13 protein-coding genes are annotated in these 17,120 nt (G+C 63.2%); 11 read left to right on the top strand and 2 right to left on the bottom strand.

Going from position 1 to position 17,120, the window contains the following annotated elements; genetic code table 11:
* The first annotated feature begins 23 nt into the window (after positions 1–23).
* The 7 genes from DM807_RS09105 (at position 24) to qhpG (ending at position 9,079) form a co-directional block, all read left to right on the top strand.
* Complete coding sequence (locus DM807_RS09105) at positions 24–875, top strand: CsgG/HfaB family protein (RefSeq protein WP_179027291.1); 852 nt, start codon at positions 24–26, stop codon at positions 873–875.
* 357 nt (positions 876–1,232) lie between these two features.
* The gene (locus DM807_RS09100; protein ID WP_179027290.1) at positions 1,233–2,030 is read left to right on the top strand and encodes an RHS repeat-associated core domain-containing protein; all 798 of its coding nucleotides are present in this window, start codon (positions 1,233–1,235) and stop codon (positions 2,028–2,030) included.
* Between the two features lie 770 nt (positions 2,031–2,800).
* Positions 2,801–3,046 (top strand): hypothetical protein, encoded by a 246-nt coding sequence (locus DM807_RS09095; RefSeq protein WP_041166695.1) that lies wholly within the window; start codon positions 2,801–2,803, stop codon positions 3,044–3,046.
* Positions 3,047–3,479: 433 nt separating this feature from the next.
* Positions 3,480–5,390 (top strand): sigma-54-dependent Fis family transcriptional regulator, encoded by a 1,911-nt coding sequence (locus tag DM807_RS09090; protein WP_060494019.1) that lies wholly within the window; start codon positions 3,480–3,482, stop codon positions 5,388–5,390.
* Between the two features lie 3 nt (positions 5,391–5,393).
* On the top strand, positions 5,394–7,127 hold the full coding sequence (locus tag DM807_RS09085) for an ABC transporter ATP-binding protein (protein ID WP_069943140.1): 1,734 nt from the start codon (positions 5,394–5,396) through the stop codon (positions 7,125–7,127).
* Positions 7,117–7,794: a subtilisin-like serine protease QhpE gene (gene qhpE, locus DM807_RS09080; RefSeq protein ID WP_069943139.1), complete on the top strand. Its 678-nt coding sequence runs from the start codon at positions 7,117–7,119 to the stop codon at positions 7,792–7,794. The genes DM807_RS09085 and qhpE overlap by 11 nt, the downstream gene beginning before the upstream one ends.
* Positions 7,787–9,079 carry a flavin-dependent monooxygenase QhpG gene (gene qhpG / locus DM807_RS09075; protein ID WP_179027289.1) on the top strand — a complete coding sequence of 431 codons (1,293 nt, stop codon included), beginning with the start codon at positions 7,787–7,789 and terminating at the stop codon, positions 9,077–9,079. Before qhpE ends, qhpG begins: the two co-directional genes overlap by 8 nt.
* Before the next feature lie 143 nt (positions 9,080–9,222).
* Here the strand turns inward: qhpG and DM807_RS09070 are convergent, their stop codons facing one another.
* The gene (locus DM807_RS09070) at positions 9,223–10,536 is read right to left on the bottom strand and encodes an alginate export family protein (protein ID WP_179027288.1); all 1,314 of its coding nucleotides are present in this window, start codon (positions 10,534–10,536) and stop codon (positions 9,223–9,225) included.
* Between the two features lie 152 nt (positions 10,537–10,688).
* A complete protein-coding gene (locus DM807_RS09065; RefSeq protein WP_012272116.1) occupies positions 10,689–12,182 on the bottom strand; it encodes an aldehyde dehydrogenase family protein in 1,494 nt (497 codons plus the stop codon).
* A gap of 412 nt (positions 12,183–12,594) precedes the next feature.
* On the opposite strand from DM807_RS09065, the gene peaA reads away from it, so the two are divergent.
* From peaA to peaD, 4 genes are read left to right on the top strand one after another with little or no spacing between them, the layout of a single operon-like run.
* A complete protein-coding gene (peaA, locus tag DM807_RS09060) occupies positions 12,595–14,160 on the top strand; it encodes a quinohemoprotein amine dehydrogenase subunit alpha (RefSeq protein WP_179027287.1) in 1,566 nt (521 codons plus the stop codon).
* Positions 14,161–14,208: 48 nt separating this feature from the next.
* A complete protein-coding gene (peaB, locus tag DM807_RS09055) occupies positions 14,209–15,639 on the top strand; it encodes a quinohemoprotein amine dehydrogenase maturation protein (protein WP_060493492.1) in 1,431 nt (476 codons plus the stop codon).
* Between the two features lies 1 nt (position 15,640).
* Positions 15,641–15,964, top strand: a complete 324-nt coding sequence (gene qhpC / locus DM807_RS09050; RefSeq protein ID WP_012272119.1) for a quinohemoprotein amine dehydrogenase subunit gamma — start codon at positions 15,641–15,643, stop codon at positions 15,962–15,964.
* A gap of 31 nt (positions 15,965–15,995) precedes the next feature.
* A complete protein-coding gene (gene peaD / locus DM807_RS09045; RefSeq protein WP_060493491.1) occupies positions 15,996–17,117 on the top strand; it encodes a quinohemoprotein amine dehydrogenase subunit beta in 1,122 nt (373 codons plus the stop codon).
* Positions 17,118–17,120 lie beyond the last annotated feature (3 nt).

Genomic DNA, 17,120 nt, shown 5'->3' with positions numbered 1-17,120 from the left:
TTTTATGTTGGGGAGAGAACACCATGAAACGTCTGCTGAGCACGCTGCTGATCCTCACCGCCCTTGGCCTGCAAACGGGTTGCAGCCTGCGCGAACCCATGTCGGCCGAACAGGACTCGGAAACCCCGACCCTGACCCCACGGGCCTCGACCTACTACGACCTGATCAACATGCCACGGCCCAAAGGCCGCCTGATGGCCGTGGTTTACGGCTTCCGCGATCAGACCGGGCAGTACAAGCCGACCCCGGCCAGCTCGTTCTCCACCAGCGTTACCCAGGGTGCAGCCAGCATGCTAATGGACGCCCTGAGCGCCAGTGGCTGGTTCGTGGTGCTGGAGCGTGAAGGGCTGCAAAACCTGCTGACCGAGCGCAAGATCATCCGTGCTTCGCAGAAAAAGCCTGATGTGGCGGAAAACATCATGGGCGAGCTACCACCGCTGCAGGCCGCCAACCTGATGCTGGAGGGCGGCATCATCGCCTACGACACCAACGTGCGCAGCGGCGGCGAGGGGGCTCGTTACCTGGGGATCGACATTTCCCGCGAGTACCGGGTGGACCAGGTAACCGTCAACCTGCGCGCCGTGGACGTGCGCACCGGGCAGGTGCTGGCCAACGTGATGACCAGCAAGACCATCTACTCGGTTGGCCGCAGTGCCGGGGTGTTCAAGTTCATCGAGTTCAAGAAGCTGCTGGAAGCCGAGGTGGGCTACACCACCAACGAACCGGCGCAGCTGTGCGTGCTGTCGGCGATCGAGGCGGCGGTGGGGCATTTGCTGGCCCAGGGGATTGAACGGCGGCTGTGGCAGGTCGCGGGGGATGCGGGGGAGGGCAAGGCTACGGTGGACAAGTACCTGAGCCAGAATCAGCAGCCTTGAGGTGTATCTACTATGTTACGACCTCAGCAGCGATCATGCCAATGGAGGAGGTTACGGCGATGATTATCGATGGTTGAAATTTAGGATGTGCAACTATCAAATTTGCCAGTTGAAATTTTTCGAGTTGCTAATAATGTAGGTGAAAGGTTGGCGGTGGTTAGGTTGTGTTGCTTATATCTATTTTTATAGTCAGCGCTTGCGTGTCTGAGTCAGGCGGTGCATCTGTTGTCGGTAAACTGTTAAGCGGTGTACGTGTTTACTTTCATTATTCCTATTCCGTTTTGCTGAGGCTCGAGTCAGGCGTGGAAAATAAATTCGGTGCGTTTTTGCTTCGCTTTCCAATAGAAGGGGTCAGGCATGGCAGGGTCTAAGAAATTGCTAAAATTTTTCACTTACACGGTCTATGGGTATTTCCCAGGTCGACTGGGCTTGCTTAATTTCAATGGCGAGCGAATGGATAAAGTGAGCGGGCTATATATGTTGGGCAATGGTTATAGATGGTTCAGCGCGTCGTTGATGCGGTTCAATAGACCGGACAATATGAGTCCATTCTCTGCCGGTGGGGTGAATGCATATGCATACTGCCTCGGAGATCCAATGAACCTCCAAGATCCAGAAGGGAATTTTGCAATTAGAAAAATCTTTTCAGGTCTGTTCCGAAATGTTGGGAAAGTATTTGGTTCGTCATCCCGTCGTCCGCTCGCTAAGCAATCTACATCAGTACCTAAAGATTATTCGTTGATTGGTTATCATGGAGGCGCCCTTGAGGATAAGGGGTCACTAGAAGCTGGGCTTAGCTCCAAATTTTCTGGTCGCGCTAGCGGTCAGGCGCTGATGGGGGAAGGGTTTTATTTTGCTCACAAGTTTCAAATGGCTGCGGAATATGCTGACTTTTCTGCAGCTAGAGGACTCACGCCGCATGTGTATGGTGTGTACGCAAAAGAGGGGAGCTTCCTGAACTTTCGCACAGGGTTCGATGGCGGGTATGCGAGGATTGCAAATGCAATGAAAGTTGATAGCTCGTTGTTTGGGGAGGTTGTCGTTCGGGCGGAAGTTAGGATGCCTATTGTTCGTAGGGATTCATACTTTAAACAAGAAGAACAGAATAAGAGGTGGGATCTTTGGAAGCAAGGTAAAGGGCCTTACCCTTGGTAGAATAATTGGTTGCCTCACTCGGGTGTGATCACGATTTCCAGTTATCACATGCTCACCCGTAACCGGTCTGGTGCAACTGTGCGTGTTGTCGGCGATCAAAGCGGCAGTGGGGTAATTGCTGGCGCAGGGGGACACCGTTTGTGGTCGGTGGTGAGGCGGCGAGGGATGACAGGTACCTTAGCCAGAATCGGCAGCCTTGATGCAGATTCAACGGCACCTGCGGGGTCATGTGGGAGCGGCCTTGTGTCGCGAAAGGGCCGCAAAGCGGCCCCAGGATTTCAGCGCTGATGCACATATGGCCGGGGCTGCTTTGCAGCCCTTTCGCGACACAAGGCCGCTCCCACATTGACCGCAGCAGCCGGCCAGGAGTGCGATCAGGCAACAGAAGTGTTACTACACATGCCCTCAGCTTGAAACCCTTCCCTGACCCCGGTAGTCTTTGCCCGCTGCTGTCAATCCAGCAGCCGGGTTTGGTAGCCCGCGATCAATCAAGGCGCACAAGCGCCCGCTCTGCGATACAGTTGGCGCTTTTTTGTGCCCGGCTGTTTCGTTTTATGGCGGCTGTGCGTAGGGCGCCTTCGTGCGCGCCGGTTTCCTTGATTCCCGGTCTACCAACCTGCGTACAGCCGTCACCCTTTCGTTTGGTAGCGATTTGTGGCGGCTCCAGTGAATCAAGGAGCGACACAATGACAAAAGGCTTACCTGATCCTCCCGTACGTGCCACCACGGCGTCCTCCAGTTCTTCGACCTGTGAATGCAGCCATCCGCCGTTGTTTGCCGTGCGTGCGGGGGTGGACTACGAAGATGCGCTGGTGCATCTGTCCACGCTGCTCAAGGGGGCGTTTGCGACCAACCTCAAGGCGTTGGAGTTGGCCAAGGGGACTTGTCGTGATCTGTTGTTGAGCAATGACCATGGGCTGGATTCGGCAAAGGCGGTGGTGGAGGCTTTGCTGGATGGGGTTGAAAGGCAGCAGCTGACCGGGCGAGGGAAGGCGGTACAGATGCAGGGTTTTTGAGGGCTGGCTCGGGGCCTGCGTATGGGCCTCCAGGTGCACGCCTATACAGGTTTGGCGCCTGTGAGATCGAGCGCCGCCCGCGCGGCGCATCGCGAGCTACGCTCGCTCCTACGTTTGTTTCGGGCCAATTATGTCTGTGGGATTTGCGCGCGAATGCCTTGGCACACGGCTCAATATCGCGTCGAACAAACAAGGCGGTCGCGCGCACCTGGCACAGGCGTTACTGGCCAAAAACAAACGTAGGAGCGAGCGTAGCTCGCGATGCGCCGCGCGGGCGGCGCTCGATATCCGCCCCACCCGAAAACCCAAGCCATACACCCCCAACCATCCCCCAACCCATCAACCAGATGACGCCCAGCCATTTCTCCCGCACACTGCGGAAAATTCCCAAGCCCGTACCCCGCCATCTTGCAGGGCACAGCCGGAGTAGAAAATGGCGCGACAACTAATAACAAACGCCCAAGACCCGCTGCACGAATCCCGCCAGGCCCGTCTGAAGCTGGCCAGCGAAGGCGAGCTGCCGCTGGGCATGCTGCGCGACGAGATCGACGCGTCCTGGCGCCGCAGCCTGGGCCATGGCCTGGATTGCCTGCAGGGCGAACAGGTCGGCCTGGGCCTGGAACAAGGCCATGACCTGCGCATGCTGCTGGAGCGCAACCGCCTGCTGGTCGACGCCGTCACCCCCGAATTGGACTACCTGGTCGCACGCCAGGGCAAGGCCGGTATCGTCATTCTCGGCGACGCCCAGGCCAACGTCCTGGCCATCGAAGGCCAGACGCACGTGCTCAGCCGCGAGGGCCTGCGCGACCTGCACCCCGGCAGCTGCTGGAGCGAGTCGCTGCGCGGCACCAATGCCATCGGCACCGCCGTGGTCGAAGGCCGGCCGACGCTGATCAACTGCGGTGAACATTACCTGGACCGCCTCAGCCCGTTCTCCTGCACCTCCGTGCCGCTGCGCGACCCGCGTGGCGAGGTGATCGGGGTGCTCGACATCACCCGCGAAGGCGTAATGGCGCAGCCGCAAGACAGCCTGTCGACGCTGATGCTGGCGGCCGGCAACATCGAAAGCCGCTTGTTCGGCCTGTGCCATCCAGAGCAGTTGGTGCTGGCCTTCCACAGTCGCCCGCAGTATCTCAACAGTGCCTGGCACGGCCTGCTGGCGCTGAGCCTGGACGGTGAAGTGCTGGCCGCCAACGACAGTGCTTGCCAGTTATTGCAGGTGCCGCGCCATGAGCTGATTGGCAGGCGCAGCACCGACCTGCTCGGCGAGCGTTCACCTGCATTTATCGCACGCCTGTGGCAGGGCGGGGTGAGCAGTGTGCAGACGGCCAAGGGCGAGTTCTACTTCCGCGCCCTGCAACTGCCACGCCATGGCCGGGTCAATGGCAGCACGCCAGCCGGCAAGCCGGCGCTGAGCAAGCAGTCGCCCGCGCTCGACGCCCTGGCCGGTGGTGATCCACGCCTGGCGCGCAACCTGCGCATGGCCCGCCAAGGGCTGGGCAATGGCCTGCCGGTGTTGCTACTGGGCGAGACCGGTACCGGTAAAGAAGTGGTCGCCCGGGCCTTGCACCAGGCCAGCCCGCGTGCCGACAAACCGTTCGTGGCCGTCAACTGCGCGGCCATTCCCGAGGGGCTGATCGAGTCGGAGCTGTTCGGCTACCGCGAGGGCGCCTTCACAGGTTCCCGCCGCGGCGGGATGGTCGGGCGGTTGATGCAGGCCCATGGTGGCACGCTGTTCCTCGACGAAATCGGCGACATGCCGCTGGCCTTGCAGGCGCGCCTGCTGCGAGTACTGCAAGAGCGCCGTGTAGCGCCGCTGGGGGCCGGCGACGAGCAGGACATCGACGTGGCGCTGATCTGCGCCACTCACCGCGACCTGAAACGCCTGGTACAAGAGCAGCACTTCCGCGAAGACCTGTACTACCGGGTCAACGGCGTGTCGCTGCGCCTGCCGGCACTGCGCGAGCGTGACGACCTGGCCGCGATCATTCAGGGCCTGCTGGACAAGTCCGATGCCCGTGGCGTCACGCTGGAGCCGGCGTTGGCGGCATTGCTCGAAGGCTTCGACTGGCCGGGTAACATCCGCCAGCTGGAAATGGTGGTGCGCACGGCACTGGCCATGCGCGAGGACGGCGAGCAGGTGCTGACGCTGGACCACCTCACCGACTGCCTGCTGGACGAACTGGCCAGCGGCTCGGCGCCCTCCGGTAGCCTCAAGGACAACGAGCTGGAGCTGATCCGTGGCGCCCTTGCGCGCCACCAGGGCAACGTGTCGGCCGCCGCCGAAGCACTGGGCATCAGCCGGGCGACGCTGTACCGCAAGCTCAAGCAGTTGCGCGGCTGAACCATGGGCCCATTGTTCGCAAAGCTGGTGGAGTCCAGCGACCCTGTACTCATGCGTCAGGCGTTGGCCTGGCTGTATGGTTTCGTGCGCCCGCACCGGCGCGCCATCGGCCTGCTGCTGGGTTTGTCGCTGGGCGCCTCGTTGCTGGCCCTGGCGCAACCTTGGCTGGTCAAGACGCTGATCGACGAGGGGCTGCTGGCCAAGGACTACCAGACCCTCTGGCACATGGCGGCGATCATGATCGGCGCAGGCCTGCTGGGCACGGTGCTGGCTGGCGTCAACCGCTACCTGCACACGCGCTTGTCTGGGCGCATTCTGTTCGCCCTGCGCGATGACCTGTACCGCCACCTGCAGCAGTTGTCGCCGACCTTCTACGGGCGGCGGCGCATGGGTGACATTCTTTCGCGGCTGGACGGCGATGTGGCGGAGATCCAGCGCTTTGCCGTGGATTCGCTGTTCTCGGCGGTGTCGGCGGTGATCGGCCTGGTGGGCGCGGTGGCGTTGATGCTGATGCTGTCGTGGCAGTTGTCGCTGTTGCTGGCGCTGCTGGTACCGATCGAGGTGCTGTGGCTGCGCTGGATGCGGCGCAAGGTAGAGCACGAGGTGCGAAACCTGCGTGAGCGTTCGGCGGATGTGTCGTCGTTTCTGGTCGAGACCTTGCCGGCTATGAAGTTCATCCAGGCGGCCGGCCAGCAAGGCCGCGAGGCAGGGCGGCTGGATCAGCTGGGCCAAGGCTACATGCGCCAGTTGCTGAAGGTGCAGGTGACCGAATTCTTCACCCAGGCCATTCCCGGTACGCTCACCTCATGGTGCCGCGCTTGCGCGTTTTTGGTCGGCGGCTGGTGGGTGATTCAGGGGACCTGGCAGTTGGGCGCGTTGATCGCCTTTTCCACCTACATGGGCATGGCGGTAGGGCCGGTGCAGAGCCTGCTGGGCCTGTACGTGGCGGTGCAGCGCATGGCCGTGAGCCTTGGGCGGGTGATGGAGCTGAAACGGGAAACCGTGGCCGTACGCCCGGCAGCCAACCCGCAACCCATACCCGATGGGCCAGGCGAATTGCGCCTCGAAGCACTGAGCTTTGCCCATGAAGGGCGCCAGGGTGCGGTGCTGAATAACGTACAGGTGTGTGTACCAGGCGGGCTGAAGGTGGCCATCAGCGGCGCTTCGGGGGTGGGCAAGTCGACCCTGATCGACCTGTTGCAGCGCTTCTACGACCCGGACGCTGGGCGCATCCTGCTGGACGGGACCGACCTGCGCGAGCTGGACTTGGCAGCGCTGCGTAGGCGTATCGCCGTCGTCAGCCAGGACATCGTGCTGTTCCGTGGCACTCTGGCGCAGAACCTGGCCTACGGCGTGCCCGAGGCCAGCCGCGCAGAGCTTGAGCGTGTGGTGCGCCTGGCGCGGCTGGACGGTCTGGTCGACAGCCTGCCGCTGGGCCTGGACGGCTTGCTGGGCGAACGTGGCCAGCAGTTGTCCGGCGGCCAGAAGCAACGCATCGCCATCGCCCGTGCGGTGTTGCAGGCCCCGGCGATTCTGGTGCTGGACGAGGCCACCTCGGCGGTGGACGAAGCCACCGAACGTGAGGTGATCGCAGCTATCGACCAGCTGTTTGCCGGCCGCACGCGGATCCTCATCAGCCACCGCGCGTCGACTTTGGCTGATGCCGACCTGCACTTGCAGTTGCATGACGGCCAGTTGCAGGTACTGCCGCAGGAGACGGTCAAACATGGGCACTGACGTGCGCGTTGGGGTCATCGACAGTGGCTGCTCGCCGGAGCAAACCAACGGCTTGCTCGATGCCCGCCGTTTCTGGCTGGAAGACGGCCAGTTACGTGAAGGCGCAATGCTGCCCGACGAGCTAGGGCATGGCGGTGCCGTGCTGGCCAGCTTGCAACGGGAGGCTGGCCCTGTGCCGTTGCTGGTGGCCCAGGTGTTCAGCGGCCAGGCCAGCACCAGTGCCTTGCAGGTGGCGGCAGCGCTGCTGTGGCTGGTGGAAGCGGGGGCTACGCTGGTCAACCTGAGCCTTGGCCTGCAGCAGGACCGGCCGGTTTTGCATCAGGCCTGCGCTGAGGCCTTGGCTGCGGGCGTGGTGTTGTGTGCATCCAGCCCGGCACAGGGCGGGCCCGTATTCCCAGCCAGCTACCCAGGCGTGATTCGGGTGACCGGTGATGCACGTTGCGCGCCCGGCCAGTGGTCGTGGCTGGGCACCCGGCAGGCGGACTTTGGCGGTTATGTAGGGACGGGCGGCAGAGCGGGCGCTAGCCTGGGTTGTGCGGCATTGAGCGGTAGGATTGCGGCGTTGCTGCGTGCCGAGCCGGGCATGGATCGCCAGCGAATCCATGAGTGGTTGCGTCAGCATGCGACGTTCTCAGGCCCAGAGCGACGGGGGGCGAGCCATGCCTGAACCGCACATTGTGGTGTTGGGTGCCGGCCCTGCGGGTGCGGCCACGGCCATAGGCCTGCGGCGGCTGGGTTATACCGTGACGGTGGTGTCGCAGTGGCGCCGTTTCGCGGCTGTTGAAGGGGTTTCGCAACGGGTGCTGGAGGGCTTGCGGCATGCGGGCCTCGGCGGTGCTTTGAGCCAGGCGGCCACGCCGGCTACCCGGCAGGTGCACTGGAATGGCCAGCACCTGCGAATGAACCAGGAGTTCTTGCTGGATCGGCAACGGTTTGATCGGGCGCTGCGCAACGATCTTCAGCGTGCCGGTGTAAGCGTGGTCGAGGGGCGGGTACGCGAGGTGGTGCACGAGGGCGGTCATCATGTGCGTCTTGACGATGGGCAAGTGCTGACGGCTGATTTTCTCGTCGAGGCCCGAGGCCGCCAGGCACCGCTGGCCGCAGACCGCCTGCGCGGGCCGGAAACAGTCAGCCTGCTGAATGTCTGGCAGGGTAGCCCTGGCGCGCCTGCGTCGGCAGTGGAAAGCCTGGAGGATGGCTGGGCGTGGATGGCGCGGCTGGCAGATGGCCGTTGCTACTGGCAAGTCACCCAGGACGCTGCAGGCCTGCCGGGTAAGGCCGGGTTGGCCGATTATTGCGCGACGCTGCGGGCACGCAGCGGGTTGGTCGCGGAGCTGTTCGACGATCAGGCGTTGGTGCCGGCACAGGTGCATGCACGCAGCAGTACTGCCATTCTGGCGGGCGAATGCGTCGGGCATGACTGGATACGGGTGGGTGATGCGGCGATGGCCGTTGACCCGCTGTCGGGTAACGGGATTTTCCAGTCACTGTCTTCGGCGTTGCAGGCGCCGGTGGTGATCAACACCTTGCTGCGCCGGCCCGAGCGGGCGGTGTTGGCGTGGCAGTTTCACCAGCAGCGGGTCGAACAGCTGTTTTTGCGATTTGCCCGCATTGGGCGGGATTTCTATGGGCAGGAGCAAGGGCGGGTAGGGCAGCCATTTTGGGCTCGGCGCCAAGGCTGGCCGGATGCGCAGCCCTTGCATACGGCCGCGGATTGGAGCGCCGTGCGGGTTGAACGGCGGCCTGTGTTGCGCGACGGTCTGGTGGACGAGGCCGAGGTGGTGGTGACGGCGGACCAGCCGTTGGGGGTGTGGCATTTGCAGGGGGTGGAGTTGGCGCCTGTGGTACGGGCGTTGCTGGGTGGCCTGGCAATTGGGGCGGTTTTGTCGGGCTTACCGGGTGAGCAGCAGATGATGGTGCGGCGGTGGCTGGTGGAGCAGGGGTTGGCTTGAGATGGCCGGGGCCGCTTTGCGGCCCATCGCGACACAAGGCCGCTCCTACACAGGTACAACATCGCCTGTGATGCTTGCGCTGTACTTGTGTAGGAGCGGCCTTGCGTCGCGAAAGGGCTGCGAAGCAGCCCCAGGCTGCAGAGTCAAAAAAAGGTCCCGACAATCAGTTGCATGTAGGCCCCCGTATCCCGCCCACCCAATTGCGTGCCGCCGTTGTTCGCACTGCGCTCCGGCTTATAGAACCCCACCAACGGGCTGATCAGCAGGTGCTCGTTGACCATCCATTCCACGTACAGGTCCAGCTCACGCCCGCCGAGGTTGCCCTGATCCGTGTCCAGCGTATCGAAGTCGAAGTACAGCGCGCCGACGGCCAGGTTGTCCCGTGGCTTGCCTTTCAGCGCCACATGGTGCACCTGGCTGTTCTTGTTGAACGGCCCGGCATAGTTGGCCGCTACTTCACCCTGGAACCAGGTGCCATAGCCTCGGCTCAGGCCATAGAACAGTGGGTCGAAGCCTTCGGAGAAGCGGCTGTAGCGGTAGGTGGCAGTCGGTGACCAGGGCAATTCGGAGAAGGTCCAGTTGCCTTCCAGGTACCAGGCATTCTCGCGCCCACCGGTCTTGTCCTGGCTCACGTACTCGGCGGCCAGTTCCAGGTCCTTCACGCCCAGGTTGCCGCGCCCGCGCAGGCTGGCGGTGTCCATGCCGTCGCGGTGTTCCAGGCCCATGATTTGCGCGTAGCGTTGGTCCACGTCCAGGCCGCGGATCCAGCTGAGGCCCACGGTGCCGGCGTCGGCGACGTGTTCCAAATTGGCTACCGCCAGCGAGGTATCGGCCTGGTAGTGGTTGTCGGACTTCAGCCACATCAGGTCGCCGCGCCAGCCCTGCTTGCCGCCCAGGCGCAGCACGGCGGTGCGGTCGAAGGCTTTACGGGCGGCCAGGTAGTAGGCGCCGCCGCGATCGAAGTTGGCGCCCAGGTCGACCTTGCCCAGGTTCACCGGGTCGCCCTGGATCAGAAAACCATCGCCCAATGTCACTACCTGGCGACCGCCTGAAATGTCCACGCCGTCTTCGCCCAGGGCCGGGAACAGGTTGGCCGAGCGCCAACCCAGGTACAGGTCTTCGATGGCGGTGCGGCGTTCGTCGCCCAGGGTCAGGCCGGCGGCATCGCCATCGCCCCAGGTGGCGGAACTGAGCAGGTTGACGGCCCCGTAGAGGGCGCCACTGTCGGCCAGGGCCTGGCTGCCGCTAAGGCCATATTTGACGTAGCCTTCTTGCCAGGCGGTGCTGCCGGGCTGGCGGTTGCCGGCCTGGTTGAAGCTTTCGTCGCTGTGGAACACACCGAACAGGGCTTCGAGGTCGGCGTTGAGGGTGGTGCCGTTGTGGTTGTAGAGCTCGTAGGCTTGGCTGGCGGGTGCGGCCACCAGCAGGGCCAAAGTGCAGGCGAGTGTGTGCCTCATGGGTTTGCTCCATGGTTTTTATTGTTGTTTTTAGTTGCCTGGGCCGGCCCTTTCGCGGGTAAACCCGCTCCCACAGGGACCCACAGTTTTCCGGCTTGTGGTGATCCTGTGGGAGCGGACGAGCCCGCGAAGAGGCCTCTACAGGTAAATGATCAGAGCTTGATCAGCACCGATTTGAGCTCGGTGTAATGCTCGATGGCTGCTGCGCCCATCTCGCGACCAACGCCAGACATCTTGTAGCCACCAAACGGCAGTGCCGGGTCCAGTGCGCTGTGGCAGTTGACCCATACCGAACCCGACTTGATGCGCGGGATCATGCGGTGCACGGCGGCCAGGTCGTTGGACCAGATGCTTGCGCCCAGGCCATAGGGGTTGTCGTTGGCCATGCCGATCACTTCGTCGATGTCATCGAACGGCATTGCCACCAGCACCGGCCCGAAGATTTCTTCTTGTACCAGGCGGTGGCGCTGGTCGACATCGACAATCACCGTCGGCTTGACGAAGTAACCCGGCCCGAAGCCTTCACCGCCACAGGCGATGGTCGCGCCCAGTTCGCGGCCAAGCTCGATGTAGCCGGTGACGCGGTCCTGCTGCTTGGCCGAGATCAGCGGGCCCATCTGCACCGCTGGGTCCAGCCCGTTGCCCAGTTTCATGCCATTGGCGATGCCGGCGATGTCGGCCACCACGTTGTCGAAGTGCTTGCGGTGCACATACAGCCGCGAGCCCGCGCAGCACACCTGGCCCTGGTTGAAGAAGATTGCCGTGGCCGCACCGGCTGCGGCTTCCTGCAGGTTGGCGTCGGGCATGACGATGGTCGGCGACTTGCCGCCCAGCTCCAGGGTGACGCGGGTCATGTTGTCCATGGCCGCCTTGCCGATCAGCTTGCCGACTTCGGTCGAGCCGGTGAAGGTCAGCTTGTCCACCCCAGGGTGGCGACTGAGCGCAGCGCCCGCGTTCAGGCCTGTACCGGTGATTACGTTGAAAACGCCTGCCGGGTAGCCGGCTTCGTCTACCAGTTCTGCCAGCTTGAGCACGCTCAGTGGGGTTTCATCGGCGGGCTTGAGCACCACGGTGCAACCGGTGGCCAGGGCTGGGCCGAGTTTCCAGCAGGCCAGCAGCAGCGGGAAGTTCCAGGCGACGATGGCGCCGACCACACCCACCGCCTCGCGGCGCACGAAACCATGGAACTGGTCGTTGGGCATCAGCGGCATGGAGGCTTCGACGGTGCTACCCTCGATCTTGGTGGCCCAACCGGCCATGTAGCGCAGGAAGTCGATGGCCAGTTGCACGTCCATCACCTGGGCGACGGCGGCGCTCTTGCCGTTGTTCAGGCATTCCAGTTCGGCCAGCTGGCGGGCGTCGCGCTCCATCAGGTCGGCCAGGCGCCACAACAGGTTTTGCCGCTCGCGCGGACGCAGGCGGCTCCAGGGCGAATCATCGAAGGCTTGACGGGCGGCGCGCACGGCGCGGTCGACATCCTCGGCCTCGGCGGCGGGCACTTCACCCAGCACTTCGCCGGTGGCCGGGTTGCGGAACGACAGGGTGCGACCGCTGGCGGCGTCCTGCCACTCGGCGCCGATGCGCATCTTTAGCTTGCGTTCGAGAAAGGCGCGGGTGGCGGGCAGGATGGGCAGTTCGGAAAGCATGGGACGGTGCCTCTTGTCATTGGATGTGGCGGGCACCGGCGCAATGGCCGTGCCAACCTGGGCAGATGGCGGCAAGGCCTTGAGCTGACTGGGTTTTGCCGTGACGCAAGGTTCGGTTTGCAAGGGTGCGCTGTTGCACAATGAGACGGTGTGAGACGGTGGTGAAACAGCGGCTCTCAGGGCCAGCAGCCGGCATGTCAGGTGTTGTCTCAACCTGAAACACCCTGTCGCGAAATGGCACGCTGCAATTGGCCATCCGTGCTGCTGGCCAAGCCCCGGAAACTGCCTAAAAGGTTGAAAGGCAACGCTTTTACAGCACCTGGCACAGTTCCTGTATCACAACTGTCACATGCACACCTGCTGTACCAAAGCGTGCGAAAACGATAAGAACAACAACCGTGGAGGTCTGACCTTGAAGACGACTCGACTCCGGCGGCATGCGGGCAAACTGGCGCTGGTCGCCGCCGCGCTGCTGAGCACCCAGGCCATGGCGGCCGAGCAGGGCCCGAGCCTGTTGCAGAACAAGTGCATGGGGTGCCATATCCCCGAAGGCAACGACACCTATAGCCGCATCAGCCACCAGCGCAAGACGCCGGAAGGCTGGCTGATGAGCATTGCCCGCATGCAGGTGATGCACGGCCTGCAGATCAGTGACGACGACCGTCGCACGCTGGTCAAGTACCTGGCCGACAAGCAGGGCCTGGCGCCCAGCGAAACCGATGGCGTGCGTTACGCCATGGAGCGCCGGCTCAATACCGTCGAGCACTTCGACACCCAGCTCAGCGAGACCTGTGGCCGTTGCCACTCCGGTGCCCGCGTCGCCTTGCAACGGCGCCCGGCCAAGGAGTGGGAGCACCTGGTCAACTTCCACCTTGGCCAATGGCCGTCCCTTGAGTACCAGGCCCAGGCGCGTGACCGCGACTGGCTGCCGATTGCCCTGCAACAAGTGGTGCCGGAGCTTGCCAAGCGCTTCCCGATGGAAAGCGCAGCCTGGGCCGAATGGCAGAAGGCCAAACCCAAGGCAGACGCACTGCCGGGGCAGTGGGTATTCAGCGGCCATATGCTGGCCAAGGGCGACGTACGTGGGGTGATGAGCGTCACGGCTGGGGAGGGCGATACCTTCAAGGTCGAGGTCAAGGGCGCTTACGCCGACGGCACGCCGTTCAACGGCAGCGGCACGGCGATCCTCTACAACGGCTATGAGTGGCGTGGCAACGTCAAGGTCGGCGATGCCAACCTGCGCCAGGTGTTCGCCGCGCTGGATGGCGAGATGAAAGGCCGTATGTTCGAAGCCGACCACGATGAGCGTGGCCTGGACTTTACGGCGGCGAAGGAAGGCAAGGCGCGCCTGCTGGCGGTTCAGCCGGCATTCATCAAGGCCGGCGGCGAAAGCGAGATCACCCTGGTGGGTAGCGGCCTGGACGGCAAGCCCGACTTGGGTGCAGGGGTGGAAGTGACCGAGGTGCTGGAGCAAACCCCGACCCTGGTACGGGTCAAGGCCCGCGCGGCGGCAGACGCCAAGCCTGGCCAGCGCGAGGTTGCGGTGGGCGCGCTCAAAGGTGTCAACCTGGCGGTCTACGACAAGGTCGAGGAAGTGAAGGTGGTGCCGGCGTTCTCCATCGCCCGCATTGGCGAGAACGGCGCTTCGGTGCCGAAAGTGCAGGGCCGCTTCGAGGCCGAAGCCTGGGGTAAAGACGCCAGCGGCCAACCGCTGCGCATCGGCTACCTGCCGGCCACCTGGAAGGTCGAGCCGTTCAACGAGCGTGCGGTCGAGGACGAAGACGTCAAGTTCGCCGGGCAGATGCAGGCTGATGGCGTGTTCGTACCAGGCGGTGCCGGGCCCAACCCCGAGCGCAAGATGATGACCAACAACGCCGGTAACTTGAAAGTCATCGCCACGCTGGCCGACGGTGGCCAGACCGGCGAAGGGCACATGATCGTCACCGTACAGCGCTGGAACAACCCGCCGCTGCCATAACGGCAGGGCGCAACGGTTTTCCAACGGATCGATTATCGGGAGGTCGCCATGGGCGTACTACTGAACCTGGTCGAGCGTAACCTGCACGAAGTGCAGGTCGATGCCGACCGCATGCTGTTCCATATTCCCAGCAGCTCGCTGTTTGCCACCGATGCGGTGACCGGCAGCATCATCGACGCTTTGCGCCAGCAAGGCTGCTCGGCCGAGGAGCTGATGCAGCGCCTTGGCCAGCAGTTTGCCGGCGACGATATCCAGGACACCCTGCGCGAGCTGATCGCGCTGGAGCTGGTCAGCGACGGCTCGCCGCTGACCCCGGAAATCGCCCTGAAGCAGGTCGAACGCACCGCGCTTAACACCGTGGTTCTGAACGTCAACACTGGCTGCAACCTCAGCTGCACTTATTGCTACAAGGAAGACCTGGACAAGCCTTCCGCCGGCAAGAAGATGAGCACCGCCACCGCCGAGGCCTCGGTGGAGATGCTGCTCAAGGAATCGCCCAACGAGGAGCGCTACAGTGTGGTGTTCTTCGGTGGCGAGCCACTGTCCAACCGGCCGTTGATCGAGCACATGGTGGCTTACTGCGAACGGCGTTTCGCCGAGGCGGGCAAGCAGGTGGAGTTCATCATGACCACCAACGCCACCTTGCTGACCGAAGAAATCATCGACTGGCTCAACGCCCACCGTTTCGGCCTGTCGATCAGCATCGACGGCCCCAAGACCGTGCACGACCGCAACCGCATCACCGTGGGTGGGCAGGGCACCTATGACGTGGTGCGGCGCAAGGCCGACCTGCTGCTGTCGCGCTACACCAGCCGCCCGGTGGGCGCGCGGGTCACGCTGACCCGTGGCATTACCGATGTCGAAACCATCTGGAACCACTTGTTCAATGAAATGGGCTTCGCCGAAGTCGGCTTTGCCCCGGTGACCTCGGGCGACATGGCCGATTTCAACCTCACGAGCGAAGAGCTGGTGCAGGTGTTCGCCAACATGAAGGCCCTCGGCCGGCGTTACCTGGAGGCGGCGCTGGAGCACCGCAACATCGGTTTCTCCAACCTGCACCAGTTGATCACCGACATCCACGAAGGCCACAAGAAGGCCCTGCCGTGTGGCGCCGGGCTGAAGATGCTGGCGGTTGACCACGAGGGCGAGCTGAACTTGTGCCACCGCTTCACCGGCTCCAGCCTGCCGACCTTCGGCAATGTGCACCAAGGGGTGAAGCAGGCGCAGCTCAACGACTTCCTGTCGCAACGCCTGGACCGTAGCAACACCGGCTGTGAAAGCTGCCGCATCCGCAACCTGTGCTCGGGCGGCTGCTACCACGAAAGCTATGCACGCTACGGCGACCCGCAGCACCCGACCTACCACTATTGCGAACTGATGCGCGACTGGGTGGACTTCGGCATCGAAGTCTACAGCCGCATCATGGCCGCCAACCCGGCCTTCATCGATCGCTACATCACCCCGCGGAAGGCGCACTGACATGAAGCACTTGAAGCCCCTGAACAACAAGGCGCGCATCCTGGAGCAGGCCGCCGCCGAAGACCGTGTCGAAGAAGTGATGGCCATGAGCGCGGTGGCAGGCTGCACGGCCACCACCGACCCGGGCTGGGAAGTGGATGCCTTTGGCGGCGTCAGCTCGTTGTGCCAACCGATGGAGGCCGACCTGTATGGCTGCTCCGACCCTTGCTGGTGGCCAGCCCAGGTGCCGGACATGATGAGCACCTACCAGGACTGGAACGCCCAGGCGACCAACTCGGCGGACGACTGGCGCAACCTCGGCACCGTGTTCCCGAAAGACAAGTGACGGCCCAACAAGAATGACAAGGGGAAACCGCATGAAAGCTGGACGCTGCGCGCAACTTGCGCTCACCATCGCCGCCACGGCCTGCGCCGGGCTGGTACAGGCCGACGACACCGGGCCGGCACTGAAGGCTGGCCACGAATACATGATCGTGACCAACTACCCGAACAACCTGCATGTGGTCGATGTGGCCAGTGACACGGTCTACAAAAGCTGCCAGATGCCCGACAAGTTCGGCCCTGGCACCGCAATGATGGCGCCGGACAACCGCACCGCCTACGTGCTCAACAACCACTACGGCGACATCTACGGTATCGACCTGGACACCTGCAAGAACACCTTCCGCGCCAACCTGTCCAGCGTGGCAGGCGAAGTCGGCCGGTCGATGTACTCGTTCGCCATCAGCCCCGATGGCAAGGAAGTGTACGCCACGGTCAACCCGACCCAGATGCTGAACGACCATTACGTGGTCAAACCGCCGCGGCTGGAGGTGTTCAGCACCGCCGATGGCCTGCAGGCCAAGCCGGTGCGTACCTTCCCGATGCCGCGCCAGGTGTACCTGATGCGCGCCGCTGACGATGGCAGCCTGTTCGTCGCAGGGCCGGACATCTACAAAATGGACGTGAAGACCGGCAAATACACAGTGGCCCTGCCGTTGCGCAACTGGAACCGCAAGGGCTACAGCGCCCCGGACGTGCTGTACTTCTGGCCGCACCAGAGCCCGCGCCACGAGTTCACCATGCTGTACACCATTGCCAAGTTCAAGGACGACAAGCAGGACCCGGCCACCGCCGAGCCGCTGTATGGCTACCTGAGCGTCGACCTGAAGACCGGCAAGACCCACACCCAGGAGTTCGCCGACCTGACTGAGTTGTACTTCACCGGCCTGCGCTCGCCCAAGGACCCGAACCAGATCTACGGCGTGCTCAACCGCCTGGCCAAGTACGACATCAAACAGCGCAAGCTGATCAAGGCGGCTAACCTGGAGCACACTTACTACTGCGTCACCTTCGACAAGAAGGGCGACAAACTGTACCTGGGCGGCACCTTCAACGACCTGGCGGTGTTCAACCCGGAAACGTTGGAGAAAGTGAAGAACATCAAGTTGCCGGGTGGTGACATGTCTACCACGACGCCCCAGGTGTTCATCCGCTAGATC

This window comes from Pseudomonas hunanensis (genome assembly GCF_013393325.1).
Taxonomy (GTDB): domain Bacteria; phylum Pseudomonadota; class Gammaproteobacteria; order Pseudomonadales; family Pseudomonadaceae; genus Aquipseudomonas; species Aquipseudomonas putida_P.
This window is presented reverse-complemented; position numbering and strand designations above follow the sequence as displayed.

Excerpts from the sequence above, each read along its gene's own strand:
- qhpG (WP_179027289.1), top strand. The coding sequence starts at position 7,787 with ATGCCTGAACCGCACATTGTGGTGTTGGGTGCCGGCCCTGCGGGTGCG.
- DM807_RS09085 (WP_069943140.1), top strand. The coding sequence starts at position 5,394 with ATGGGCCCATTGTTCGCAAAGCTGGTGGAGTCCAGCGACCCTGTACTC.
- peaB (WP_060493492.1), top strand. The coding sequence starts at position 14,209 with ATGGGCGTACTACTGAACCTGGTCGAGCGTAACCTGCACGAAGTGCAG.
- DM807_RS09105 (WP_179027291.1), top strand. The coding sequence starts at position 24 with ATGAAACGTCTGCTGAGCACGCTGCTGATCCTCACCGCCCTTGGCCTG.
- qhpC (WP_012272119.1), top strand. The coding sequence starts at position 15,641 with ATGAAGCACTTGAAGCCCCTGAACAACAAGGCGCGCATCCTGGAGCAG.
- qhpE (WP_069943139.1), top strand. The coding sequence starts at position 7,117 with ATGGGCACTGACGTGCGCGTTGGGGTCATCGACAGTGGCTGCTCGCCG.
- DM807_RS09065 (WP_012272116.1), bottom strand. The coding sequence starts at position 12,182 with ATGCTTTCCGAACTGCCCATCCTGCCCGCCACCCGCGCCTTTCTCGAA.
- peaD (WP_060493491.1), top strand. The coding sequence starts at position 15,996 with ATGAAAGCTGGACGCTGCGCGCAACTTGCGCTCACCATCGCCGCCACG.
- DM807_RS09090 (WP_060494019.1), top strand. The coding sequence starts at position 3,480 with ATGGCGCGACAACTAATAACAAACGCCCAAGACCCGCTGCACGAATCC.
- DM807_RS09100 (WP_179027290.1), top strand. The coding sequence starts at position 1,233 with ATGGCAGGGTCTAAGAAATTGCTAAAATTTTTCACTTACACGGTCTAT.
- DM807_RS09070 (WP_179027288.1), bottom strand. The coding sequence starts at position 10,536 with ATGAGGCACACACTCGCCTGCACTTTGGCCCTGCTGGTGGCCGCACCC.